This is a genomic window from Variovorax paradoxus (assembly GCF_000834655.1).
Lineage (GTDB): Bacteria > Pseudomonadota > Gammaproteobacteria > Burkholderiales > Burkholderiaceae_C > Variovorax > Variovorax paradoxus_F.
The window spans coordinates 16,171-40,577 of the sequence record NZ_JXQQ01000020.1; the positions used below are offsets into that span (position 1 = coordinate 16,171).

A 24,407-nucleotide genomic window follows, 5' to 3' on the forward strand; every position below is an offset into this window, starting at 1 on the left:
GCCGCCCCCGCTTCTTGCCCCGCTAGAACAGCGCGTCCCGCCCGATGCCCGAGCGCGCCAGTTGCCGGCGCATCTTGGCGAGCGCCTCGTTCTGTATCTGCCTGACGCGCTCGCGCGTGAGGCCCAGGCGCACGCTCAGCACCTCGAGGGTTTCAGGCTCCCTGTCATGCAGGCCGTAGCGTCCCTCCAGCACCTCGCGCTCGCGCGCGTCGAGCGCATGGACCCACTGGTCGAGCAGGCGCTCCACCTCGTGAGCCTGTGTCACGCCGCTCGGATTGCCCTGCTCGTCGTCGGATGCCACGGTGTCGGCCAGCGTGAAGCCCTCGTCGCCGCGCGCATCGCCGGCATCGAGCGAGCGCGGCGCCTCAGACAGGGCCAGCAGGTCGGCCACCGCCTGCACGTCGCGGCCGAGCAGCGCGGCGATGTCTTCCACGCGCACGCCGTCGGGGCGGCGCGCAACGAACTCCGCATCGCCTTCGAGCGCACGGCGGGCCCGCAGCACCTGCTGCAGTTCACGCACCACATGCACCGGCAGGCGAATCGCGCGCGCCTGCGTCATGACCGCGCGCTCGACCGATTGGCGGATCCACCAGGTCGCATAGGTGGAGAAACGGAAGCCGCGCTCCGGCTCGAACTTGGTGATGGCATGCATCAGCCCGAGATTGCCCTCTTCGATGAGGTCCGACAGCGGCACGCCGCGGCCCAGGTAGCCCTTGGCGATGTTGACCACGAGCCGGAGGTTGTGCTCGATCATCGATTGCCGAGCCGCAAAATCGCCGGACCGCGCGGCGCAGGCGGTCTGGAATTCCTCGTCAGGCGTGAAGAGTTCGGTGCGCCGGACCTGGCGCAGGTAGATGGTCAGCGCGTCTGCGCCCTCACCGCCGATCAGCTCGCTCATCGCGCCGCGCGGCAATGCCGCGTTGAGCGTCAGCGGGTCTGCAGGGAGTGCCTCGTCGGGCGAGATGTCCTTGTCGCCGGAAGACCGGCTGCCTCGGCCCGCCAGCCCGCGCACGGGCAGCGTGCGGCGAGGGCGGGAGGCAGCCATGGCATCACCGGCCGGGCAGGTAGCGTGACGGGTCGACAGGCTTGCCCTGGCGGCGGATCTCGAAATGCAGCTTCACGCGATCGGCGTCGCTGTTGCCCATCTCGGCGATCTTCTGGCCCTTCTGAACCGACTGGTCTTCCTTCACGAGCAGCGCCTGGTTGTGCGCATAGGCCGTGAGGTAGGTGTTGTTGTGCTTCAGGATGATCAGGTTGCCGTAGCCGCGAAGGCCCGCGCCGGCATACACCACGCGTCCGTCGGCTGCGGCCAACACAGGGTCGCCCGCCTTGCCGCTGATGTCGTAGCCCTTGTTCTTGGCTTCGTCGAAGCCGGCGATCAGCGAACCGCTCGCGGGCCAGATCCAGCCAAGATCTTCGTCGCCCGAGCTTCCGCTGCCGGGACTTGCAGGAGACGCCGTGACAGGAGCAACCGGCTTGACTGGCGCGCTCGCGCCGGTTGCAGGCACGGGCGCCACCACCGAGGGCGGCGTTACCGGCTTGGCGACTGCGCCTTCCGAACTGGAAGCTGCGGGAGCGGTTGCAACGGCCGTGCTCGAGCCCGACGGCGGAATCACGCGCAGCACCTGGCCCACTTCGATCAGGTCGGGGTTGTCGAGGTTGTTCCAGCGGGCAATGTCCTGCCAGCGTTGTCCGGTGTCGCTGCCGATGCGGCGGATCGTGTCACCGGGGCGCACCGCGTAATAGCCCGGCTTGCCGTAGTTCTCGATGCCCGCAAGCGGCTTGCCGTTGGCATCGACCGTGAGGGGAGAACCACCTGGCGTAGCACCGGGCGCCCGCGTCATGGTGCCGCGGTCCTCGACGGGCGCCGGCCCGCGCGGTGCGGAGCAGCCCGCGATCACGAGCACAACGGCCAACGTGATGCCCGCGAACAAACTCCGATTGCCAAAACCCTGCATTTGTTATTCCTTCAAGCGATGCCCGATTTTAGGGGGACAAAGTGAACGGCCTCAAGAATGAGGCGCTCCAGCCCACGGGCAGTTTTATCGATGACGACGAGGGCCTGTCCGCCCTTGGCCGAATGTGTCGGCGCGACGATGCGCCCGCCAACCGCGAGTTGTTCGATCCAGGCCTGAGGAACGGCTTCGCCGCCAGCCGCCGCGATGATGCCCGCGTAGGGGGCGCCCTTGGCATAACCCACCATTCCATCGCCCAGCATCAGATGGACCGTGGCCAGCCGGAAGTGCCGCAGATTGGCCCGCGCACGTTCGTGCAGGCCTCGCAGGCGCTCGATGCTGTAGACCTCGGTGGCCACATGGTTCAGCACCGCAGCCTGGTAGCCGCAACCGGTGCCGATCTCGAGCACGCGCCCCAGGCGCTCCTGCGGCTTGCCGGCCAAAGCCGGCGCCGCGAGCAGGAGTTCGATCATGCGAGCCACGACGCTCGGCTTGGAGATGGTCTGCCCCAGCCCGATCGGGAGGCTTGTGTCTTCGTAGGCCTGGTTGACCAGCGCGCTGTCGACGAAACGATGTCGCTCGACGGCGCCCATCGCGCGCAGCACGCGCGGATCGGAAATGCCCTGGGCCGCAAGCTTCTGGACCATGCGCGTACGCACGGCGTCGGAAGCCATCGAGGGCGTCGAAGGCACCATCGGCTTGGCCGGCACGGCGGGCATGCGCCCGCGCGTGGCAGCCGAAGCGGTGGGTGTCAGGCGAACCGGGAAACTCGGCCGTTGCGTGGCCATGTCAATTGCCAAGACGGGCCACCGTCTCGCGCCATTGGCCCAGGTTGGCGTGGTCGGTCAGGTCGATCTGCAGCGGCGTGAGTGCGATGTGGCCGGACGCGGTGGCGTGGAAGTCGGTGCCCTCGCCGCTGTCCTTGGCGCCACCTGCGCCGGCGATCCAGTACATCGTCTCGCCGCGCGGGCTGTCCTGCGTGATGACTTTCTCCGCCGCGTGGCGGCGGCCGAGGCGGCAGACCTTGACCGGCTTCAACTCGTCGAACGGCCGGTTCGGCACGTTCACGTTGAGCAGGAAGGCGGGTCCGCCGATCATCCTCTCGCGCTCGATCTGCTGCACCAGGCGGCGCGCGACCTGCGCTGCCGCATCCACGTGCGCCCAGCCCTTTTCGATCTGCGAGAAGGCGATGGCCGGAATGCCGAAGAGGTAAGCCTCCATGGCAGCGCCGACGGTGCCCGAATAGATGGTGTCGTCGCCCATGTTGGCGCCGTTGTTGATGCCCGAAACCACCAGGTCGGGCCGGTAGTCGAGCAGGCCCTTGAGCGCGATGTGCACGCAATCGGCCGGGGTGCCTGTCACGTAGCGAAAACCGTTGTGCGCCTTGTGCACGTAGAGCGGTGCGGCCAGGGTCAGTGCGTTCGACTTGGCGCTGTTGTTGTGCTCGGGTGCGACCACCTCGACTTCGGCAATGTCCTTGAGCGCGTCGTGCAGTGCGACGATGCCCGGCGCCTGGAAGCCGTCGTCATTGGAAATAAGTATCTTCATGGTGCTTTTCGATGCACCGGATTGTAGGCGTCGGGTGCGTCGCAGCAGGGACAAGGGCGCCTTGCCGCGACACCTATCATGCCCGCAGTCATTGCCTCAACATTACCCATCCGAAGGAGACCCGAGCATGCACGCATGGCTTTGCGAAAACCCCGTTGGCGTCGACGCGCTCACCTGGAAAGAACTGCCGACGCCCGCGCCGGGCCCGGGGCAGGTGCTGATCGAGATCAAGGCCGCGAGCCTGAATTTCCCCGATCTGCTGATCGTGCAGAACAAGTACCAGATGAAGCCACCCCTGCCCTTCGTTCCCGGCTCGGAATACGCGGGCGTCATCCAGGCGGTCGGCGAAGGCGTGACGCATCTGAAGGTGGGCCAGAACGTGGCGTGCCTTTCGGGCACCGGCGGCTTCGGCACCCACACGCTGGCCCCTGCGGCACTGTGCATGCCGCTGCCCGAAGGCTTCGGCCATGTCGATGCGGCCGCGTTCATCATGATCTACGCCACCTCGTGGCACGCGCTGATGGACCGCGCGCAGCTCAAGGCCGGCGAAACCGTGCTGGTGCTCGGCGCGGCAGGCGGCGTGGGGACTGCAGCCATCCAGATCGCGAAGGCGGCCGGGGCCAAGGTGATTGCAGCCGCATCCACCGACGAGAAATGCGAACTCTGCCGCTCCATTGGCGCTGACGCGACGATCAACTACACGACGCATGCCCTCCCCAACGGTTTTCGCGATGCCGTGAAGGCCGCAACCGAAGGCAAGGGTCCGGATGTCATTTACGACCCCGTCGGCGGCGATTTTGCAGAGCCCGCTTTTCGCTCCATTGGCTGGCGCGGCCGCTATTTGGTGGTGGGTTTTGCTTCCGGCCCCATTCCGTCGCTGCCATTGAATCTGACGCTGTTGAAAGGCGCTTCGATCGTGGGCGTGTTCTGGGGCGATTTCGCAAGGCGCGAACCGAAGGCCAATGCACAGATGATGGCCGAATTGGCGCAGTGGTACGGCCAGGGAAAGATCAAGCCGGTGATCGACAGCACGATGCCGATGGCCGAATTGAAGGCTGCGTATGCGCACATGGGTTCGCGCGGGGTCAAAGGAAAACTAGTGATGGTGAACTGAGCGAAGCTCGTTTCAGCACCCAATAAAAAAGCCCGCTTGCGCGGGCTTTTTTATTGATGAAAGTTCGGCGATTCGCAGCGCTTACTTGATCTCGTAATCGGAAAGCGACTTGCCGGCAGCCAATGCTTCGGTAACCCAGCGCGGCTTGCGACCACGGCCGCCGGACCAGGTTTCGCCCGTTGGGCCGCGGTATTTGGCGGCGGCCTTGGGTGCGGAGGTACCTGCAGTGCGCTTTGTCGCCGGACCACGGCCGCCGAGTTTCAGGTCGGAAGCGGTCAAACCGAATTCCGCAATCTTCTTGCGCAACTCTTCGATCACGCCGGCGCGTTCCTGGTTGCGCAGGTCCTCGGCCTGCTTGCGCAATTGCGCAATCTGCTCGTCGTGCTTCTTGATCTGGGAATTGATATCGGCGAGTGTCGAAGCCATTGTTGGACTCCTGAAAATTGAAAACGGGTGGATTTTAATTCAATTTGCATTTGTCACAAGTCCTGCGGCAGCAGAAAAAATGCTTGGCCAATGGCTCAATGCAACAGCGCGCAACGTAAAGCGCACCGCTTTGGCGCTGTATATCGAGGGAGAACAAGGAGAGAAGTCGGCGGGCAACTGCTGCAACGAACAGTGCGCCGGAAATGACAACGCCGGGTAAACCCGGCGTTGGAATCCCTTGAATGCCATTTCGCAATAGCGACAGGGAGATATTTTTTGGGGTGGCTGATGGGACTCGAACCCACGACGACCAGAATCACAATCTGGGACTCTACCAGCTGAGCTACAGCCACCGCAGAGCCCGCAATTGTAGCGTCAAAAATCGCCGTTTTGGCTTCAACAGGCTGCGACGTGGTTTGAAATTCACATTCAGCCTGCCGCCAGCGGTCCCGCGGCTCCGACGCCCTCCTCGATCTTGATGGAGCCATCGGACCGCTCGCAAGTGCCGATCAGCAGGCCGCTGGCGATGGCGTGGTCGCGCAATTCGCCGAATACTTCATCGCGACCCGGCTCCTCGGAGAACACAGGCACGTTGTCAAGCGCGAACAGCTGAAAGGCATACCGGTGCACGCCATGGCCGGGCGGCGGATCGGGCGGCAACCAGGTCGCCTGCAGGCTCGAATTGCGCCCGACGTGCAAACCGGTGCCTTCCTGATCGCCGCTGGGAATCGCAGCCTCCACCAACCTGTCGTCTCCAGGCCCCAGGCCGACCACGATGGCATGCACCAGCGGATTCGGCGTGGGCGAATCAGCGTCCTCGACGATCAGCACCAGCGATGCCGCGCCGGAAGGCAGTCCCGTCCATTGCAAGGGCGGTGAAACGCCTTCGCCATCGGCCGTGTAGCGCGGCGGCATCGGCGCATGGTCGGCGAAGGCCACGCTGGTCAGCGCGATCGACGCCATGCCTTCGCGCAGGCCGAGCGCGTTGAACACGATGTTGTCCAGTCCCGCGCGCACGCCCTGCAATGCGCGGCCGACGACTTCAGGTAGTTTTTCAAGCATGCAGCCGGTATAGCCCTGCATGCCACCACGTGCTGTAGGACGCCGCAGCGCTCTTGCCGCCGCCCTTGCGGCAAAAATCCTCTGGCGCCTGCGCCGATGCAAATCGCTGGTGCGACTGCTCGAATGGCTCCGCTATCATCGACGCGGCCCGCGCAGACGGGCGCGTCTTCTGGCCACTTCCACTTCACCACCAAAGGAATTTCTTCATGAGCATCGTCTGGACTATTCTGATCGGGTTCGTCGTGGGTCTGGTGGCACGCGCCGTCAAGCCGGGCGACGATTCCGCGGGCTTCATCGTCACCACGCTCATCGGTATCGCGGGCTCGCTGATCGTCACCTACGTCGGCCAGGCCATGGGTTGGTACACCGCGGGCCAGGGCGCCGGCTTCATCGCTTCCGTGCTGGGCGCGATCGTGCTGCTGATCCTCTACGGCCTGATCAAGCGCAAGAGCTGATGCCCGCGCGGCCTCGCCGAAGCCGCGCAGCGGCCAGGCCGCGAACCCCATGCCCCGCAAGCCACGCGCCAAGCACCACGTCTATGTGGTCGAGCTCGACGATCGCGTGTGGAACAGCAGCCGCTTCAGGCGCGCAAATCCCGATTACCAACTCGGCAAGCCCTTCGTCTATGTGGGCATGACCGGGCTGGATCCCGACATCCGCTTCGACAAGCACAAGGCTGGCATCCAGGCCAACAGCTTCGTGCAGGAGTTCGGCTTGCGCCTCTTGCCCGCGCTCTACGAGCGCTACAACCCGATGCCCTATGACGACGCGCGGCTGATGGAGGTCGACCTCGGCATCGCGTTGCGCAAGGCGGGCTACGGCGTCTGGCAGGCCTGATGCGCCGCGCGACGCGCATCTTGAATATCAGGAGTAGGTAACCCAGTCCTCGTACGCCGGGCCGTCGAGATGCGGCAGCGTGTTGTAGGTCACGAGCATGTGGCGCTTTGGCGTGAATGCGAACTCCGTCACAGAGGTATTGCGGATGCGCAGGTTGAGTTCGATGGTCGTCTCCGCGCTCGTGCCCAGCACATGACCGACCGCGGTGCTGATCGGCCCGCCACTGGATACGACCAGCACCTTCGCGCCATGGTGCCGGTCGCGCACATGGTCGAGCGCCGTGGTCACGCCGGCCAGAAAGTCGACGTAGCTCGGCATGCCGACCGGCGCGGTCTTGCCTTGCATCCAAGCGCCCAGGCCTTCGCGCAGCAGGCGGAAGTGATGGCGGTACATCTCGGGCGAGTCGGGCTTCTCGAGCTTGCCTTCGTGGATCGTGGCGATGACCGCCTCGCTGTCGTATTCATTGAGTCCGGGCCACGGCAGCACGTCGTCTCGCTCAAGGCCCAGGCCCTTGGCGATGCCCTCCCAAGTCTGGCGATGGCGCTTCAAGGTGCCGGTGATGACCGCGTCGAACGCCATGCCGCGCTCGCGCCAATATTCGCCCAGTCGCACAGACTGTTGATGCCCGAGCTCGCTCAGGTTGTCATAGTCGGCAGCGCCGAAGCTGGCCTGTCCGTGGCGCACGAGGTAGAGGGTTCCCATGCGCCGGATTCTGGCAAGAAGCAAGGGCGACGCTTGTCCCTCGTGCGACCAAAAAAAAGCCCGGGTCATCGACCCGGGCGTATGTCCTGCGTGGCGCCTTGTCAGCGCACCGATGCGACAGGCAGCGTGTCCGCCGGCTTCGGCACGAGGATCTCGGCCTTGAAACGTTCCTTCAGCAGGTTGTAGTAGGCGGCGGCTTCGGCCGCCGTCACCGACTGGCCGACCTGCGCGCTTTCCTGCTGCGCCTGCTCGGGCGGCGGCGGCGTGCGCGGGACCACCTTGGTCACGCGGACCACCGCGTAACCCTGCGTGCCCAGGTCCACGCCCACCAGCGAAGGCAGCTTGGCGGCGTCGGCGCGCAGCGCGGCATCGATCACCGGAACGGGCTGCGATTGCGCATCGATGCGCGAGACGGTGACGGGCGCGGCGAAGGTCGCGCCGTCCGCCTTGGCGGTCCATGCCGCGAGCTTGGCTTCGCCCTCGGCTTTGGCCAGCACCGCAGCACGCTCGGTGACGAGCTGCGCGCGGATCTTGTCCTTGACCTCTGCCAGCGGGATCGGATGCGCAGGCGTGTATTGCGTCACGCGGCCCGAGGCAAGCTGGCTGGAGCCGACCTCGATAGCCTCGGTATTCTGCTTGCGTTCGAGCGAGTCGCTGGCGTAGAGCGCGCTCAGGAAGTTGCGGCTGGCCAGCGGGCCCTTGGCGCCCGGCGCGGGGATGCGCGGGACGTTGGTCGCAGTCTGAATCGTGAGCTTGAGCTTTTCCGCGGCGGGCTTGAGGCTGTCGGGCTGCTGGTACACGGCATCGGTGAAGGCCTCGGCGGCCTTCGCGAATTCCTGCGTGGCCTGTGCGGCGCGAACTTCGCTCTCGATGGTGGCGCGCACCTGCTCGAAAGGCGGCACCACTGCTGGCTTGATGTCGGTCAGATGGATGATGTGATAGCCGAACTCGGTTTCGACGAGGTTGCTGATCTCGCCCTTCTTCAGCGCGAACATCGCGTCTTCGAACGGCTTGACCATCGCGCCCTTGGTGACGAAGTCGAGGTCGCCGCCCTTCTCCGCCGAGCCTGGGTCCTGCGAATTCTTGCGCGCCACATCGGCGAAAGTGTTCGGCGCCTTCTTCACGTCGGCCAGCAGTTGCTCGGCCTTGGCCTTGGCCTTTTCACGATCGCCAGCGGACATGCTGGCCGGCGCGGTGATCAGGATGTGGCTGGCACGACGCTCTTCCTTCGTGCCGAAGCGCGCGGTGTTCTGTTCGTAGTAGGTCTTGAGATCCGCCTCGCTCACGGAAACGTTCTTCTTGGCCGCGTCGAGGTCGAGCACGAGGTATTCGATGCTGGCCTGCTCGGGCGCCTGGAACTGCGAGGTGTGATCCTTGTAGTAGGCCTCGATGTCGGCGTCGCTCACGGTCACCTTCGAGGCGAAGCTCTCGGGCGCGAAGCGCGCGACCTGGATCTCGCGGCGGTCATAGAAGGCATTGACCGTGGCAGCTACCAGTGCGGGCGGCGTGAGGGCCGTGCCCGATACGCCGAGCAGCACCTGCTGCGTGGACATCTCGGCACGCACCGAGGCTTCGTACTGCTCGGGCGTGCGGCCCGTCACGCGCAGAAAGGTCTCGCGGTCGAACTTGCCGTCGGGCGTGCGGAACGACGCAAGGCCCTGGTCTTGCGCAAAGATCCGCGCGAGGCGATCTTCGGAGACGGTCATGTTCGCCTTGGAGGCGGCTGCGGCCAGCACGCGGTCGCGCACCAGGCGCTCCAGCGTGGCATAGCGCAAGGCGTCCGAGTCGAGCACCGTCGGATCGACGTTGGGCGATTGCTGGCGGATGCGGTCCGTCTCGTTGCGGTGCGCCGCATCCCACTCGGGCTTCGTGATGTCGTGGCCATCGATGCGGGCCACTTTCTCGTCGCTGCCAGAGCCCTGATAACGCTCGACGCCGAAGAGCACGAACGAGGGAATGATCAGCAAGAACAAGAAAATCATGACGATCTTGTTGTACCTGCGGAAGAAATCAAACATGCTTGAACACTCTTTTTCGACGGATGTCGGACGGCAATAAAAAAGGCGAACTGGTGTTCGCCTTTGCATCTGGGTGGTGGTGGGTGCTGAGGGGCTCGAACCCCCGACCTACGCCTTGTAAGGGCGCCGCTCTACCAACTGAGCTAAGCACCCCACCGGAATACTCTCCGAGTCTAGTCTCAGTTCAGCGCGTCTTTCAGCGCCTTGCCCGGACGAAACTTCGGAATCTTGGCTGCCTTGATTTTAATCGCGTCGCCGGTGCGGGGATTCCGGCCGGTGCGGGCGGCCCGTTTGCCTACTGCGAAAGTGCCGAAACCGACGAGCGAAACGGAGCCGCCCTTTTTGAGCGTGGTACGAATGGCGCCGATGGTGGATTCGAGCGCACGGGTGGCAGCTGCTTTGGAAATATCGGCGTTCTTTGCGATGTGCTCAATCAGTTCGGTCTTGTTCACAAGGGCCCCTTGTAGAGAAAAAGTTGGTCGGCTTTCGTCAGCTGCGACCTGGCCGCGGGTGGGTGCGACTCAAGAGCTTGGCAGGCCTGACGCCTCGGCAGCGCACTGCCAGCGAGGATTACAACCACTGCCCTGCAGGGTGTCAATAAGACACGAGGCCATGCAAAACAGCGGAGCGCGCGATTTTAGGGGCGTTTCGTTGCGCACTTTCCAGGACGTTTCGTGAAGTACTTTTCAAAGCGCCTCGGCGATGGCCTTTCCGAGGTCGCTGGTGCTTGCCGTGCCTCCGATATCGGGCGTGCGCGGTGCGCCGCTTTGGGGCGCGAGCACTTTCTCGACGGTCGAGAGGATCGCGTCGTGCGCTTCCTTGTGACCCAAGAATTCCAGCATCATCGCGCCGCACCAGATCTGACCGATCGGGTTCGCGATGCCCTTGCCGGCGATGTCGGGCGCCGAACCGTGCACCGGCTCGAACAGCGACGGCGTGGTGCGCTCGGGGTTCAGGTTGGCGCTCGGCGCAATGCCGATGGTGCCGGTGCAGGCCGGGCCGAGGTCCGAGAGGATGTCGCCGAAGAGGTTGCTCGCGACCACCACGTCGAAGAAGTCGGGGCGCTGCACGAAGTGCGCGGTGAGGATGTCGATGTGGAACTTGTCCAGCTTCACGCCGGCGTAGTTCTTCGCCATCTCGGCCACGCGCTCATCCCAGTAGGGCATGGTGATCGAGATGCCGTTCGACTTGGTGGCGCTCGTGAGGTGCTTCTTCGGCCGCGACTGCGCGAGCTCGAACGCGAACTTGAGCACGCGGTCCACGCCCACGCGCGACATCACGGTTTCCTGCACCACGATCTCGCGAGGCGTGCCTTCGTACATCCGCCCGCCGATGCTGGAGTACTCGCCTTCGGTGTTCTCGCGCACGATGTACATGTCGATCTCGCCGGGCTGGCGCGGCGTGCCGTCGCGGCGCACCACGGGCGCGACGATGCCGGGCATGAGGCGCGCGGGGCGCAGGTTGATGTACTGGTCGAACTCGCGGCGGAACAGCAGCAGCGATCCCCACAGCGAAATGTGGTCGGGAATCTTCTCGGGCCAGCCGACCGCGCCGAAGAAGATCGCGTCGTGGCCGCCGATCTGGTCCTTCCAGTTGTCGGGCAGCATCTTGCCGTGCTTCTCGCAATAGTCCCAGCTGGAGAAATCGAAGTGATCGAACTTCAGGTCGATGCCGAACTTGCGCGCTGCCGCATCGACCACGCGCAGGCCCTCGGGCATGGTTTCCTTGCCGATGCCGTCGCCGGCGATGACTGCGATTCTGTGAGTGCTCATGGAGTGGCTCCTGTCTGCGGGAGAGATGGTTGGAGAGGTGAAAAGAATGCGAGCGCCTCGGCGAGCAATTCGGCCGGGGCTTCCTCGGGAACATAGTGGCCGCACGGCAAGGCGCGGCCCGAGATATCGGCGGCGTACGCGCGCCAGAGCGCGAGCACGTCGAAGCACTTGCCCACCGCGCCGTGCTCGCCCCACAGCACGCGAAGCGGCTGCGAAAGCTTGCGGCCGGCGGCGATGTCCGCGCGGTCGTGCACGAGATCGATGGTGGCGGAGGCGCGGTAGTCCTCGCAGATGGATTCGGCCGTGCCCGGAATACTCGCGCAGCGCTCGTACTCGGCCAGCACCTCGGGCGCGAAAGGCGCCAGTCCCGCGTGCCGTCCGCCCATCACGCTGCGCACGTAGCGCACCGGATCGGAAGCGATCAGTGCCTCGGGCAAAGGCTGCGGCTGAATCAGGAAGAACCAGTGCCAATAGGCTTTCGCGAAGGCCTCGGAGGTGTTCTCGTACATCGCGAGCGTGGGCGCGATGTCCAGCAACAGCATGCGCTCGACCGCGGAAGGATGGTCCGCCGCGAGCCTGTGCGCCACGCGCGCGCCGCGGTCGTGCGCCAGCACGCCGAAGCGCTCGAAGCCGTGGTGCCGCATGGCCGCGAGTGCATCGAGCGCCATCTCGCGCTTGCTGTAGACCGCGTGATCGGCATCGGCCGCCGGTCGGCCAGAGTCGCCGTAGCCGCGCAGGTCCACCGCGACCACGGTGAATCGCTCGGCCAGTTGCGGCGCGACGCGATGCCAGATCGCGTGCGTTTGCGGATGACCATGCAGCAACAGCAGCGGTGCGCCCTTGCCGCCGATGCGGCCGTGGATGCGCACGCCGTCGCGCTCGATGTCGAAGGTGGCGAAAGCGGACGAGGTGAGAAAGGAGGCGGTCACGAGAACGATTGTGCGTTGCGCCCCGGCGATCATCAAGCAACAATCGGCCAATTCATACTTTCCGGATTGGCATGAATCCCTCTTCGCTGGAACGCGGCGATCTTGAACTGGTGCTGGCAATTCGCGACCAGGGCAGCCTGGCCGGCGCAGCCGCCACGCTCGATGTCGTGCCCTCCGTCATCACCAAGCGGCTCGGTGCGCTCGAGGGGCGGCTCGGGCAGCGGCTGTTCGACCGCACCACGCGGCGGCTCAGCGTCACGGCCGAGGGCGAGGCGGTGTGCCTGCACGCCCGCGCGCTGCTCGAAGGTTTTGCGGCACTCGAAAGCGAACTCGGCGAGCGGCAGAACGCGCTGGTCGGCACCATCCGCCTCGCCGCCACCTTCGGCTTCGGCAGGCGCTGGCTCGGGCCGGCGCTGGCCGCCTTCCAGGCCCGTCACCCCGCGCTGCAGATCGAGCTGCTGCTGACCGAGCACCTGCCCGACCTGGGTGCAGAAGGCTATGACGGCGCGCTCTGGCTGTGGGCCGTGCAGCAGCAGCGCGCGGCCGACTGGGTCACGCGCCGCATCGCGCGGAATCAGCGCGTGCTGGCTGCCGCGCCTTCGTATATCGCGCAGCACGGCATGCCGACGACGGTCGATGCACTCGCCTCGCACGCCTGCCTGGTCGCGCGCGAGAACGGCGAGGTCAATCAGCGCCAGTTCGCGCTCTGGACGCTGCGCCACGCGCGCGACAGCAGCACCGCACGCGTTCGCGTGCAGGGCCCGCTCGCAAGCAATTCAGGAGAGATGGTGCGCGACTGGTGCATGGCGGGCCACGGCATCATGCTGCGCAGCCTCTGGGACATCGCGCCGCAACTGGCCACAGGCGAACTGGTGCGCGTGCTGCCGCAATACGTGATGCCCGATGCCGACATCCACTGGGTCGCGCCCTGGCGGCCTAAAACGCCGCGCCGTGTGCGCCTCCTGCTCGACCATCTGGCCGAGCAGTTTCGGGGCGAGCCTTGGAAACCGGCGAAGACGGGCGCGCGCTGAAGCTTCTTAGCGCTCGCTGCGCACCACCAGGCTCACGCCGATCGCGGTGAGCCCGATGCCCAGCAGCGTCACCAGCGTGATCGGCTCCGCGAACAGCAGCCACGCCATCACCGCGGTGCAAGGCGGCACCAGGTAAAGCAGGCTCGTGACCGCAGTAGCAGTCCCGCGCTGGATCAGCATGTAGAGCAGCGAGCTGCCGCCCAGCGACAGTGCCAGCACCGACCAGGCCATCGCGCCGGTCGAGTGCGCGTTCCATTCGATGGCCTGGGTTTCCATCGCCGCGAAAGGCAAGGTCACCAGCAGCGCCGCTGCCATCTGCACCGCGCTCGCGCTGCGCACGTCGCACGGCGCAACAAAGCGCTTCTGGTACAGCGTGCCCGCGGTGATCGAAAGCAGCGCGAAGACCGCGAGCGCCATCGTCAGCGCATTGACCTCGGCGCCCTGGCCGAACTTGCGCGAGACCACGAGCACGAGTCCCGCAAAACCCAGAACCAGCCCAGCCCACTGCCGCCTGGAAATGCGCCCGCCGTTCAACGACAGCCAGATCGCGGTGAGCACCGGCTGCACGCCGACGAGCAGCGCCACGAGCCCCGCGCCCATCCCCGCGTGCACCGCGGCCCAGACACCGCCAAGGTACCCCGCCTGCATCAACACGCCCGTGACTGCGAGGTGCCCCCATTGCGCACGCTCCTTCGGCCATGCGACCTTCGCGAGCGCGACCCACAGGCCGAAGCACACGAGCGACAACGCATAGCGCACGGCAAGGAACTTGAGAGGCGGCGCATAGGGCATGCCATAGCGCGCGACGATGAAGCCCGTGCTCCAGATCAACACGAAGATCGCCGGCATGGCCCGCAGCCACCCCGAGCCGCCGGGGCCGGGCACCGCGGCCGCCGCCGTCATTTGCTGTGGGCCCGAATCTCGGGAATGGCCTTCTGCAGGTAATAGACCATCGACCAGACGGTGAGTACCGCCGAGATCCAGATCAGCCACTGGCCCCAGAGGCCGGTGTCGATCACCTTGAAGAGGTGCCCGTCATAGAGCAGGAAGGGAATCGCGACCATCTGCACGGTCGTCTTGACCTTGCCGATCATGTGAACCGCCACGCTCTTGCCGGCGCCGATCCGCGCCATCCATTCGCGCAGTGCCGAGATGGCGATCTCGCGGCCGATGATGATGAGCGCCACGAACACATCGGCGCGCTGCAGATGCACCAGCACCAGCAGCGCGGCGCACACGAGGAACTTGTCGGCCACCGGATCGAGGAACGCGCCGAAGGCCGAGGTCTGGTTGAGCTTGCGTGCCAGGTAGCCGTCGAGCCAGTCGGTGGCGGCGAAGACGATGAACATGACCGTGGCGATCAGGTTGCGCATCGGCTCGGCCATCGGCAGATAGAACACCCCGACGATCAATGGGATCGCGACGATGCGCGTCCAGGTCATGATGGTCGGTAGGGTCCAGAACATCGCTTGATTGTGTCATGGCGGGATGACCCCACCGGGTTGCCTATCTCTTGTTGCAAGCTCTCAGTGCAGGGCCTTGTAGATCTCCTCGGCCAATTCGGCGGCGATGCCCTCGACCGAGGCGATGTCCTCCATGCTCGCCGCCGCCACGCCGCGGATGCCGCCGAAGCGCTGCAGCAGGCGCGCGCGGCGCTTTGGCCCGATGCCCGGGATGTCTTCCAGCTGGCTGCCGCCCACCCGCACCTTTGCGCGCTTGGCCCGCATGCCGGTGATGGCGAATCGGTGCGCCTCGTCGCGGATCTGCGCCACCAGCATCAGCGCCGCCGAGTCCTTGCCGAGGTAGACCTTCTCGCGGCCATCGGCGAACACCAGCTCCTCCAGGCCGACCTTGCGGCCCTCGCCCTTCTCGACGCCGACGATCAGCGAGAGCGGCAGGCCCAGTTCGCTGAACACCTCGCGCGCCATCGACACCTGCCCCTTGCCGCCATCGACGAGCACCAGCTCGGGCATGCGCGCGGTGCGGGTCTTTGGCGATGCTTCGCTGCCGCCGGCGCCGGCGGGACTCTCGCTTTCGGCGTCGCCGGGCGGCAGCGCCTCGGTCTCGGCCGCCATCGCCTCGGCCAGCTTGCCGTAGCGGCGGTGCAGCACCTGGCGCATCGCGGCATAGTCGTCGCCGGGCGTGATGCCCTCGATGTTGTAGCGGCGGTATTCCTTGTTCTGCATCGAATGGTGCTCGAACACCACGCACGAGGCCTGCGTGGCTTCGCCGGCGGTATGCGAGATGTCGAAGCATTCGACGCGGAAATTGTCCAGGTCGTCGCACGCGAGCTCGAGCGCCTCGGCCAGCGCCCGGGTGCGCGCCTGTTGCGACCCTTCTTCGGCCAGCAGGCGGGCCAGTTGCAGGCCGGCATTCGTCTCGGCCATCTCGAGCCAGTGGCGGCGTTGCTCGCGCGGCTGGAACACCGCCGTCACGCGCCCGCCGGCCTGCTGCGAGATCGCCTCGATCAGCTCGCGGCTCACCAGGTGGCTGAGCACCAGCGTGGCCGGCACCGGCACGTCGATGTAGTGCTGGGCGATGAAGGCTTCGAGCACCTGCACCTCTATGGGGTCGGCCGCGACGGGCGCGGCGCCCTCCTCCACATCGTCCATCTCGCCGTGGTGGATCTGCGCCGCGTCTTCCACGTGCACCGGGAAATAGGGCCGGTCGCCCAGGTGCCGGCCGCCGCGCACCATCGCGAGGTTGACGCAGGCCTTGCCGCCCTGCACCTTGACCGCGAGGATGTCCACGTCCTTGTCCGACGCGATCTCGATCGACTGCTGGTGCAGGACCCGCGAGATCGCCGACATCTGGTTGCGCAGCTCGGCCGCCTGCTCGAACTCGAGCTTCTCGGCGTGCGCGGTCATGCGCGCTTCGAGCCTGGAGAGCACGAGCTGCGTGTCGCCCATGAGAAAGGCTTCGGCGCTGGCCACGTCCTGCGCGTAGGCCTCGGGCGTGATGTAGTCCACGCAGGGGCCGGTGCAGCGCTTGATCTGGTACAGCAGGCAAGGCCGCGTGCGGTTGGCGTACACCGTGTCCTCGCAGGTACGCAGCTTGAACACCTTCTGCAGCAGCTGGATCGATTCCTTCACCGCCCAGGCACTCGGGTACGGCCCGAAGTAGCGATGCTTCTTGTCGACCGAGCCTCGGTAGTAGGCCAGCCGCGGAAATGCGTGCGACGCGATCTTCAGGTACGGGTAGCTCTTGTCGTCGCGAAACAGGATGTTGTAGCGCGGCTTGAGCGTCTTGATGAGGTTGTTCTCGAGCAGCAGCGCCTCGGCCTCGGAGCGCACCGCCGTGGTCTCCATGCGCACGATCTTCGAGATCATGTGGCCGATGCGCGTGCCACTGTGACTCTTCTGGAAGTAGTTGGCGACCCGCTTCTTGAGGTTGCGCGCCTTGCCCACGTAGAGCACTGCGCCGGCAGCGTCGAAATAGCGGTACACGCCCGGCAGTTGCGGAAGCGCCGCGACCTCGCTGAGCAGTTGATCGGAATGCACGTCTGACATGGCGGCTATTGTGGCGTCACGCGCAAGGCGCGTCGCAGGCCTGCGCGCAAACCCCGAGGTGGCTGGAATGAAATGTGCTGATGATGAAGACGGGCGCGAGGAGCGCCCGTGTCTTTTTCACCAAAACTACCCGGGAAGATTCCATGACAAAGAAGATCCAGGCGCGCGCTTGGCGGGCGCTCCCGCCCCTGGCGCTTGCATTGACCGTGGCCGGCTGCGGCGGCGGCGGTGGCGGCGGCCAGGACAACGCGGCGCTCATCGCCGCGATCGCCGCCATCAACGCGGCCAACAACCAACCGCCAGCCCCGCCACCGGTCGACAAGGGCTGCCTGATCGGCGACAGCGGCACGCCGGTGGTGGTGGGGTCCGGCGATCCGGGCGACCCTGCTGCGCCCGAGCCCGCCTCGGGCTACGTGCTCGGCCACAAACTCGTCTACGCGAAGAACTACATGGTGGTGGCCAACCATCCGCTGGCCACCCGCGCGGGCTGCGACGTGCTCAAGGCCGGCGGCAGCGCAGTCGACGCGGCGGTGGCGGTGCAGGCCGTGCTCGGCCTGGTCGAGCCGCAATCGAGCGGCCTGGGCGGCGGTGCGTTCATGCTGCACTACGACGCGGCGACGAAGAAGGTGCAGGCCTACGACGGGCGCGAGATGGCGCCGGCCGCCGCCACCGAGAACTACCTGCGCTACGCCGTGCAGACCGATTCGGCCAGCGGGCTGCCCAAGCCCAGCGCCCGTGCCAGCGGCCGCTCGATCGGCACGCCCGGCGCGGTGCGCATGCTCGACATCGCCTACAAGGACCACGGCAAACTGCCGTGGAAAGACCTCTTCAGCTACGGCATCACGCTGGCATCGGACGGCTTCTCGATCGGGGGCCGCATGGCCGCCGCGATCGCCTCGTCGGAAGCGAGCCTCAAGCGCGATGCCGAGGCGACGGCCTACTTCTTCAACGCCGACGGCACGCCCAAGGCGCTGGGCACGAAGCTCAAGAACCCGGCCTATGCGAAGACGCTGAACACCCTCGCGACCGAAGGCGCCAACGCGTTCTACACCGGCCCGATCGCGCAGGCCATCGTCGACAAGGTCGCCGTCACGACCGCGGCCAACGACGGCTCGGCCATCACGCCCGGCGTGACGACCATGGCCGACATGGCCAACTACGTGGCCAAGCGCCGCGACCCGGTCTGCGGCACCTACCGCGACTACTACGTGTGCAGCATGTCGCCGCCGTCCTCGGGCGGCATCGCGGTGGTGCAGGCGCTGGGCATCCTGGAGACCTTCAACCTGAGCCTCTACAAGCCCACCGCCATCGACATCGAAGGCGGCAAGCCGACGGTGATGGGCGTGCACCTGGTGAGCGAGGCCGAGCGCCTGGCCTACGCCGACCGCGACAAGTACGTGGCCGACACCGACTTCGTGCCGCTGCCGGGCGGCTCGGCCGACACGCTGCTCAACAAGCCCTACCTGCAGCAGCGCGCGAGCCTCATCAGCCTGTCCAAGAGCATGGGCACGGCGGCAGCGGGCAACCTGGGCAGCGTACCGCTGGGCATCGACAAGACCGAGGAGCACGGCACCACGCACTTCACCGTGGTCGACAAGCAGGGCAACGTCGTGACGATGACGACCACCGTCGAAAGCACGCTCGGCTCGTTCCACATGACGCAGGGCTTCATGCTGAACAACCAGCTGACAGACTTCGCGGCCAACCCGAACGACACCGTGGACCCGAGCATCAAGGTCGCCAACCGCGTCGCCCCGGGCAAGCGCCCGCGCAGCACGATGGCGCCCACGATGGTGTTCAGGAAGAACGGCGACGGCAGCATGGGCGAGTTCGTGATGGGCACCGGTTCGCCGGGTGGCGGCACGATCATCCAGTACGTGGTCAAGACCGTGGTCGGGGCGCTCGACTGGGGGCTCGATGCGCAGCAGGCGACCTCGCTGGTGGACTTCGGCGCCAACAACACGCCGGCACCCAACTCCACCGTCTCGCCGACCAACGTGGGCGGCGAGCATCCGGCGATCGACACGTCGAACTCTGGCAACAACGACCCGCTGATCGCCGGTCTGCGCGCACTCGGTCACACGGTGGCGTTCGGGCCGCAGTCCAGCGGCATCAGCACCATCATCCGAACGACCGTCGGCGGCAAGCCGGTGCTCACCGGCGGCGCGGACCCGCGGCGCGAAGGCATCGTGCTGGGCGATACCTTCACGCCCTGACGGAAGAAGGGGCGAGCGCGATGCCTGCCCCGCGCTGGTTACTTCGCGACTTCCGACACCAGCCGGTACAGGAACTCGCGGCCGTCGTACAGGCGCTGGATCTCGATGCGCTCGTCCAGCCCGTGGGCGCGCGCATCGGCCGGCTCCAGGAACATGCCGGTCACGCCATACATCGGGATGCCGGCATTGCGCAGGAACCGGCTGTCGGTGGCGCCGGTGCTCATCGCGGGCACCACGGGCACGCCGGGCCACATCTGCTGCGTGAGCGATTCCACCGTCTTCACCAGGTCGCCGTTCAAGGGCGATGCCGGGCTGCGCAGCGGCTTGCCCATGTTGCGCACCACGATCTTGTCGTTGCCCACGGCCTGGGTCAGCAGGCGCTCGACTTCATCGGGATCGTCGTGGGGCAGGATGCGGCAGTTGACCGTCGCCTTGGCCGATTGCGGCAGCGCGTTCTCGGCATGGCCGGCCTGCACCATCGTCGCCACGCAGGTGGTGCGCAGCTGTGCGTTGTAGGCCGGGTTGGCCGTCATGCGCTCGAGCACGCCGGCATCGGGGTTGCCGGTGCCGATGGCGCGCATGTCGTCGGCCAGCTGGCCGGTGGCGAAGGGCGCGCTGCGCGAGAAGTAGGTCTTGGTGACGTCCGCGAGTTTGATCGGGAAGGCGTAGTTGCCCAGCCGCTCCAGGCCCGCCGAGAGCGCGTAGATCGGGTTGCTCTTCGTCGGCACCGAACTGTGGCCGCCCACGTCGCGCGCCTCCAGCATGTAGGTCGTGTACATCTTCTCGGCCACCTGCATGCGGTGCAGGTTCGGCTTGCCGCCGCGCAGTTCGCCGCCACCGCCCTCGTTGATGCCGAACTCGGCCTGCAGCAGCTCGGGCTTGTTGCTGATGAGCCAGAAGGCGCCGTTGCTCAGCGCATCGCCGCGCTCTTCGTCGGCGGTGAGCGCCAGGATGATGTCGCGGCTGGGCTTGAAGCCCTCCTGCTTGAGCTGCCCGAGCACCGACACCAGCGCCGAGGCCATCGCCTTGTCGTCGATGGAGCCGCGCGCGGTGAAGTAGCCGCCGGTTTCTTGCAGCTTGAAAGGGTCGGTCTTCCAGTCTTCGCGCCGCGCCTCGACCACGTCGATGTGGGCCAGCAGGAGCAGCGGCTTCTTGCTGCCGTTGCCCTTGAAGCGCAGCACCAGGTTGCCCTTCTTCGGGAAGGGTTCGAAGATCTGGATGTCGCCGGGGGCGAAGCCCGATTCGACCAGGCGCTTTTCCATGGCGCGTGCGGCCAGCGTGTTGTCACCCGTCGAGTGGGTGGTGTTGATCTCGATCAACTCCTTGTAGATGTCGTGAAAGCGCTGCTGCTGTGGCGTGAGCGAAGCCGGCGCGGTGCTCGTCTGGGCCGACGCGCCGGTCATGCCGGCGATGCCGCACAAGGCCAGCGACAAGGCGAGCACGGTTCTCGCGCAACGATGGGGAAACGGCGAACGGGTCTGCATCCTCATGGTCTTTCTCTCTCCGGTGGTTGTTGTGGCGGCCAGCATAGCAAGCCGGACCCCGAGCGGGCTCCCGGGACAGGCACACTCGCGACCATGGGAACGCGCAAGCAATGGGACATCTTCTGCCAGGTCATCGACAACCACGGCGACCTGGGCGTGTGCTGGCGGCTGGCCTCTCAGCTGGCCGCGCTCGGCGAACGCGTGCGGCTGTGGATCGACGATGCGACCGCGCTGCACTGGATGGCGCCCGCGGGCTGCGACGGCGTACAGGTGATCGATTGGCTCGACCCGGCGGCAGTGACCGAAGCCGTGGCCGGGCCGGCGCCGGACGTGCTGATCGAGGCCTTCGGCTGCGAGCCCGCGCCGGAACTGATCGCACGGTTTGCCGAAGCATCGAACGCCTGCGGGCCCCGGCCGTGGATCAACCTCGAATACCTCTCGGCCGAGCCGTACGTCGAACGTCTGCACGGGCTGCCCTCGCCGGTGTTCAAGGGGGCCGGCGCGGGGTTGACCAAGCGTTTTTTCTATCCCGGCTTCACGCCCGCGACCGGTGGGCTGCTGCGGGAGCCCGGTCTGCTGGAGCGGCAAGCACGCTTCGACCGTGCGCAATGGCTGGCGGCGCAGCAGATTCCATGGAGGGAGGGCGAACGGCTGGTATCGCTCTTCTGCTATGAGCCTTCCGCGCTGGCGGATCTGTGGACCCAGCTCGCCGACGGCCAGGAGCCGACTCGATTGCTGGTGACCGCGGGCCGCGCCACGCAGGCCGTGAAGGCGCATCTTGCGAGCGAAAACGCCGGGAACCGCGCCGCCCACGGGCATGGCGCGCTATCGATTTCATACCTCCCGTATCTCACGCAGCCTGATTTCGACCACCTGCTCTGGGCCTGCGACCTGAATTTCGTACGGGGCGAGGATTCGCTCGTGCGCGCCCTCTGGGCCGGCGCGCCGCTGGTGTGGCAGATCTACCCGCAGGACGACGACGCCCACCATGCCAAGCTGAACGCATGGCTCGACTGGCTCGGCGCGCCTCCCTCGCTGAGGCGCTTTCACCACGTCTGGAACGGGTTCGACGCGAGCCCGCTGCCCCCCCTGGAAACACAGGGCCCGTGGCGGCGAACCGCAGAGTCCGCGCGTGAAACGCTGCGCGCGCAGGACGATCTGGTCGCTCAACTGCGGCATCTGATCGCCCAAAAAAGCTAAAATAGCGGGCTTTGCGGATTTCGGCCCGGGTCGTCAGGACCCGAGATGCTCTCCGCCAAACCTGCCGCGGGACATGTACCGCGGGGCCAGACACACCGGCAAACGCGTTTCGAATGCCGCCGGATGTCGAGAGAAGGCCCCGTGCACCGAGCGGCCAACATCCAGAGAACCTGTTATGAAAATCGCTCAAGAAATCCGCGCCGGCAACGTCATCATGCACGGCAAGGACCCGATGGTCGTCCTCAAGACCGAATACAGCCGCGGCGGCCGCAATTCCGCCACCGTGCGCATGAAGATGAAGAGCCTGATCGCCAACTTCAACACCGAAGTGGTCTTCAAGGCCGACGACAAGATCGACCAGATCGTGCTCGAGAAGAAGGATTGCACCTACTCCTACTTCGCCGACCCGATGTATGTCTGCATGGACGCCGACTACAACCAGTACGAAGTCGAAGCCGAGAACATGGGCGACGCCCTGAACTACCTGGAAGACGGCATGGCCGTCGAAGTGGTGTTCTACGACGGCAAGGCCATCTCGGTCGAACTGCCCACCAGCGTCGAGCGCGAAATCACCTGGACCGAGCCGGCCGTCAAGGGCGACACCTCGGGCAAGGTCCTGAAGCCCGCCAAGATCGCCACCGGCTTCGAAGTGCCGGTTCCGCTCTTCGTCTCGCAAGGCGACAAGATCGAAATCGACACGCGCACCGGCGAATACCGCAAGCGGGTCTAAGGTTCGCCCAGGCATCGCGCACTTCGTGTCGCTTCGCCAACCCCCTAGCGGGGGCAACACCTGAGGCCCCGCGAAGCCGGTTCCTCGGGTTTGCCGAAAAGCCTCTTTTTCGGTGAATGGTCAAGGCTCCTTCGGGGGCCTTTTCTGTTTCTTGGGCATGGCGATTGCAACGCTGCACAATCCATCGGGTCTTCCTGTCCGAGTCCTTCATGAACAACACGCACGACCTTCACGACAAACGCCTGGCCGACGCCTGGGCCACGCTCCGCGCCCATTCCGACAAGGGCCTCCCGCTCGATCCCGATCCTTCGCGAATCGCCTTCGCCGATCCCGAATTCCTGCTGCGCCGAGAGACGCGTGGCATCCGCATGCAGCTGGAGCTGATGAAGCCCGACGTCGAGCAGCGCGCGCATGGGATCGAGAACACCGTGGTGGTCTTCGGCAGCGCCCGCTTTCGCAGCGAGGAAGACTCCGCCGCGCTGATCGCGCAGGCCGATGCCGCGGGCGATGCGGTGGCGGCCGAGCGCTGGCGGCGCCTGGCGCGCAGCTCGCACTACTACGAGAAGGCGCGTGCCTTCGGCAAGCTGGTCGCGCAATACAGCAACGACAAGGAGCCGCAGGACAAGCTCTTCGTCTGCACCGGCGGCGGCCCCGGCATCATGCAGGCGGCTAACCGCGGCGCGCACGAAGGCGGCGGCCTCTCGGTGGGCCTTGCGATCGCACTGCCGATGGAGGAAGAAGCCAACCCCTACGTCACCCCCGCGCTGAGCTTCAAGTTCCACTACTTCGCGATCCGCAAGATGCATTTCATGATGCGTGCGAAGGCGCTGGTGGCGTTCCCGGGCGGCTTCGGCACGCTCGACGAACTGTTCGAAGTCATCACGCTGGTGCAGACGAAAAAGTCCAAGCCCGTGCCGATCGTTCTGTTCGGCTCGGACTACTGGAAGCGGATGATCGACTTCGACTTCCTGGTCGACGAAGGCGTGATTTCACCCGGCGACGTGAAGCTCTTCGAGTACGTCGACGCGCCGGACGACGCCTGGGACGCGATCAAGCGCTTCTACAAGTTGTAGCCCGCCCCCAGGCCGAGCGCACTTCGTGTCGCTTCGCCAACCCCCTACCGGGGGCAACACCTGAGGCCCGGCAAAGCCGGTTCCTCGGTGTTCCACGAAGGAGTACGGCCGGCTCCTTCACACTCACACGTCGGGATCGACCACGTCCGGGTGCAGCGCCTGCTCGAAGAACCGTGTGAGCGCGCGGGCGCGGCGGCGGCGGTCGGCAACGGGGTCGCCGGCCGGGCCCATGGCCACCGCGTCGTCGGCCACGCCGTGCAGCGCATTGAAGAGGATCACTGCGGTGAGCATCGCGTCCTCGACCTCCCACACCCCCGCCGCATCACCCCGCTGGAGCAGGCCCACGAGCTGCGTGATGACCGCGTTGTCGTTGCGCATGCGCCGGTTCTCGGGCCGGTATTCATGGAACACCACGTCGTGCAGGGCAACGTTGTCCAGGTAGGTTTCCAGCCCCGTCTCCACCCAGGCCTTCAGGCGCGCGTGATGGTTGTCGGGACGATGGCGGTCCATGGCGTTCTGCAGGCGCTCGCAGAAGATGTCGACGAAGCGCTGCTGCAGCGCACCGAGCATCGCCTCCTTCGACGGAAAGTACAGATAGAACGTGCCCTTGGCCACCTGCGCGCCGGCCGCGATGTCGTCGATGCTGGTGGCGGCGATGCCCTTGGCGATGAAGAGACGCTCGGCCGCGTCCATCAGCGCGACGGCGCGCGTCTCGGGGGCTTTGGTGCGGCGGCGCGGATCGGTCGCAGCCGGGTTCGGGGTGTCCATGACGCCATCAGGTCGTTGAAGAAGGCGCCGATA

At 66.1% G+C, this 24,407-nt stretch carries 24 protein-coding genes and 2 tRNA genes; 8 read left to right on the forward strand and 18 right to left on the reverse strand.

What is annotated here, in order from left to right:
- Positions 1-22 precede the first annotated feature (22 nt).
- The 4 genes from RT97_RS09310 to surE are packed head-to-tail and all read right to left on the reverse strand — an operon-like array spanning position 23 to position 3,503.
- The gene (locus RT97_RS09310; protein WP_042578506.1) at positions 23-1,045 is read right to left on the reverse strand and encodes a sigma-70 family RNA polymerase sigma factor; all 1,023 of its coding nucleotides are present in this window, start codon (positions 1,043-1,045) and stop codon (positions 23-25) included.
- Positions 1,046-1,049: 4 nt separating this feature from the next.
- Positions 1,050-1,958 carry a peptidoglycan DD-metalloendopeptidase family protein gene (locus RT97_RS09315; RefSeq protein ID WP_042578507.1) on the reverse strand — a complete coding sequence of 303 codons (909 nt, stop codon included), beginning with the start codon at positions 1,956-1,958 and terminating at the stop codon, positions 1,050-1,052.
- An 11-nt stretch (positions 1,959-1,969) separates the two neighbouring features.
- Positions 1,970-2,743 carry a protein-L-isoaspartate(D-aspartate) O-methyltransferase gene (locus RT97_RS09320; protein ID WP_042578508.1) on the reverse strand — a complete coding sequence of 258 codons (774 nt, stop codon included), beginning with the start codon at positions 2,741-2,743 and terminating at the stop codon, positions 1,970-1,972.
- A gap of 1 nt (position 2,744) precedes the next feature.
- Positions 2,745-3,503, reverse strand: coding sequence for a 5'/3'-nucleotidase SurE (surE, locus tag RT97_RS09325; protein ID WP_042578509.1), 759 nt, complete (start codon positions 3,501-3,503; stop codon positions 2,745-2,747).
- Between the two features lie 127 nt (positions 3,504-3,630).
- Between surE and RT97_RS09330 the strand changes: the two genes are divergently transcribed.
- Positions 3,631-4,617, forward strand: a complete 987-nt coding sequence (locus RT97_RS09330; RefSeq protein WP_042578510.1) for an NADPH:quinone oxidoreductase family protein — start codon at positions 3,631-3,633, stop codon at positions 4,615-4,617.
- An 81-nt stretch (positions 4,618-4,698) separates the two neighbouring features.
- Here RT97_RS09330 and RT97_RS09335 read toward each other — a convergent pair whose 3' ends face one another.
- The 3 genes from RT97_RS09335 to RT97_RS09345 form a co-directional block, all read right to left on the reverse strand.
- Positions 4,699-5,043 carry an H-NS histone family protein gene (locus RT97_RS09335; RefSeq protein WP_042578511.1) on the reverse strand — a complete coding sequence of 115 codons (345 nt, stop codon included), beginning with the start codon at positions 5,041-5,043 and terminating at the stop codon, positions 4,699-4,701.
- Between the two features lie 277 nt (positions 5,044-5,320).
- Positions 5,321-5,396: transfer RNA gene (locus RT97_RS09340), tRNA-His, on the reverse strand.
- A 76-nt stretch (positions 5,397-5,472) separates the two neighbouring features.
- Positions 5,473-6,126, reverse strand: a complete 654-nt coding sequence (locus RT97_RS09345) for a YbhB/YbcL family Raf kinase inhibitor-like protein (protein WP_253278197.1) — start codon at positions 6,124-6,126, stop codon at positions 5,473-5,475.
- Positions 6,127-6,311: 185 nt separating this feature from the next.
- Between RT97_RS09345 and RT97_RS09350 the strand changes: the two genes are divergently transcribed.
- Together RT97_RS09350 and RT97_RS09355 are read left to right on the forward strand one after the other, a co-directional pair.
- The gene (locus RT97_RS09350; protein ID WP_013540415.1) at positions 6,312-6,560 is read left to right on the forward strand and encodes a GlsB/YeaQ/YmgE family stress response membrane protein; all 249 of its coding nucleotides are present in this window, start codon (positions 6,312-6,314) and stop codon (positions 6,558-6,560) included.
- Positions 6,561-6,609: 49 nt separating this feature from the next.
- Positions 6,610-6,942: a hypothetical protein gene (locus RT97_RS09355; RefSeq protein ID WP_013540414.1), complete on the forward strand. Its 333-nt coding sequence runs from the start codon at positions 6,610-6,612 to the stop codon at positions 6,940-6,942.
- 27 nt (positions 6,943-6,969) lie between these two features.
- Here the strand turns inward: RT97_RS09355 and RT97_RS09360 are convergent, their stop codons facing one another.
- The 6 genes from RT97_RS09360 to RT97_RS09385 form a co-directional block, all read right to left on the reverse strand.
- A complete protein-coding gene (locus RT97_RS09360) occupies positions 6,970-7,644 on the reverse strand; it encodes a histidine phosphatase family protein (protein WP_042578512.1) in 675 nt (224 codons plus the stop codon).
- Positions 7,645-7,745: 101 nt separating this feature from the next.
- Positions 7,746-9,662, reverse strand: coding sequence for a SurA N-terminal domain-containing protein (locus tag RT97_RS09365; protein ID WP_042578513.1), 1,917 nt, complete (start codon positions 9,660-9,662; stop codon positions 7,746-7,748).
- Between the two features lie 77 nt (positions 9,663-9,739).
- Positions 9,740-9,815 (reverse strand) — tRNA-Val (locus RT97_RS09370).
- Between the two features lie 26 nt (positions 9,816-9,841).
- The gene (locus RT97_RS09375) at positions 9,842-10,114 is read right to left on the reverse strand and encodes an HU family DNA-binding protein (RefSeq protein WP_007830705.1); all 273 of its coding nucleotides are present in this window, start codon (positions 10,112-10,114) and stop codon (positions 9,842-9,844) included.
- Positions 10,115-10,348: 234 nt separating this feature from the next.
- Positions 10,349-11,434: a tartrate dehydrogenase gene (locus RT97_RS09380; protein ID WP_042578514.1), complete on the reverse strand. Its 1,086-nt coding sequence runs from the start codon at positions 11,432-11,434 to the stop codon at positions 10,349-10,351.
- A complete protein-coding gene (locus RT97_RS09385) occupies positions 11,431-12,396 on the reverse strand; it encodes an alpha/beta fold hydrolase (protein WP_253278201.1) in 966 nt (321 codons plus the stop codon). The genes RT97_RS09380 and RT97_RS09385 overlap by 4 nt, the downstream gene beginning before the upstream one ends.
- 38 nt (positions 12,397-12,434) lie before the next feature.
- Here RT97_RS09385 and RT97_RS09390 point away from each other — a divergent pair, with 38 nt between their 5' ends.
- Positions 12,435-13,394, forward strand: coding sequence for a LysR substrate-binding domain-containing protein (locus tag RT97_RS09390; protein WP_042578515.1), 960 nt, complete (start codon positions 12,435-12,437; stop codon positions 13,392-13,394).
- Positions 13,395-13,400: 6 nt separating this feature from the next.
- Here the strand turns inward: RT97_RS09390 and RT97_RS09395 are convergent, their stop codons facing one another.
- Genes RT97_RS09395 through uvrC form a run of 3 tightly spaced genes read right to left on the reverse strand, consistent with a single transcriptional unit; the run spans position 13,401 to position 16,903 of the window.
- Positions 13,401-14,297 (reverse strand): DMT family transporter, encoded by an 897-nt coding sequence (locus RT97_RS09395; protein ID WP_042578516.1) that lies wholly within the window; start codon positions 14,295-14,297, stop codon positions 13,401-13,403.
- Positions 14,294-14,860, reverse strand: a complete 567-nt coding sequence (gene pgsA, locus RT97_RS09400) for a CDP-diacylglycerol--glycerol-3-phosphate 3-phosphatidyltransferase (protein WP_042578517.1) — start codon at positions 14,858-14,860, stop codon at positions 14,294-14,296. The genes RT97_RS09395 and pgsA overlap by 4 nt, the downstream gene beginning before the upstream one ends.
- 60 nt (positions 14,861-14,920) lie before the next feature.
- On the reverse strand, positions 14,921-16,903 hold the full coding sequence (uvrC, locus tag RT97_RS09405; protein WP_042578518.1) for an excinuclease ABC subunit UvrC: 1,983 nt from the start codon (positions 16,901-16,903) through the stop codon (positions 14,921-14,923).
- Positions 16,904-17,046: 143 nt separating this feature from the next.
- Between uvrC and ggt the strand changes: the two genes are divergently transcribed.
- Positions 17,047-19,119: a gamma-glutamyltransferase gene (gene ggt, locus RT97_RS09410; RefSeq protein WP_042578519.1), complete on the forward strand. Its 2,073-nt coding sequence runs from the start codon at positions 17,047-17,049 to the stop codon at positions 19,117-19,119.
- 38 nt (positions 19,120-19,157) lie between these two features.
- Here the strand turns inward: ggt and RT97_RS09415 are convergent, their stop codons facing one another.
- A complete protein-coding gene (locus tag RT97_RS09415; RefSeq protein WP_042578520.1) occupies positions 19,158-20,609 on the reverse strand; it encodes a M20/M25/M40 family metallo-hydrolase in 1,452 nt (483 codons plus the stop codon).
- 87 nt (positions 20,610-20,696) lie between these two features.
- Here RT97_RS09415 and earP point away from each other — a divergent pair, with 87 nt between their 5' ends.
- The 3 genes from earP to RT97_RS09430 all read left to right on the forward strand — a co-directional run bounded on the left by earP (position 20,697) and on the right by RT97_RS09430 (position 23,606).
- On the forward strand, positions 20,697-21,803 hold the full coding sequence (gene earP / locus RT97_RS09420; protein WP_042578521.1) for an elongation factor P maturation arginine rhamnosyltransferase EarP: 1,107 nt from the start codon (positions 20,697-20,699) through the stop codon (positions 21,801-21,803).
- Positions 21,804-21,978: 175 nt separating this feature from the next.
- Positions 21,979-22,533 (forward strand): elongation factor P, encoded by a 555-nt coding sequence (efp, locus tag RT97_RS09425; RefSeq protein WP_007830687.1) that lies wholly within the window; start codon positions 21,979-21,981, stop codon positions 22,531-22,533.
- Between the two features lie 209 nt (positions 22,534-22,742).
- Positions 22,743-23,606, forward strand: a complete 864-nt coding sequence (locus RT97_RS09430; RefSeq protein ID WP_042578522.1) for a TIGR00730 family Rossman fold protein — start codon at positions 22,743-22,745, stop codon at positions 23,604-23,606.
- Between the two features lie 123 nt (positions 23,607-23,729).
- Here RT97_RS09430 and RT97_RS09435 read toward each other — a convergent pair whose 3' ends face one another.
- The gene (locus RT97_RS09435; RefSeq protein ID WP_042578523.1) at positions 23,730-24,374 is read right to left on the reverse strand and encodes a TetR/AcrR family transcriptional regulator; all 645 of its coding nucleotides are present in this window, start codon (positions 24,372-24,374) and stop codon (positions 23,730-23,732) included.
- Between the last annotated feature and the right edge of the window lie 33 nt (positions 24,375-24,407).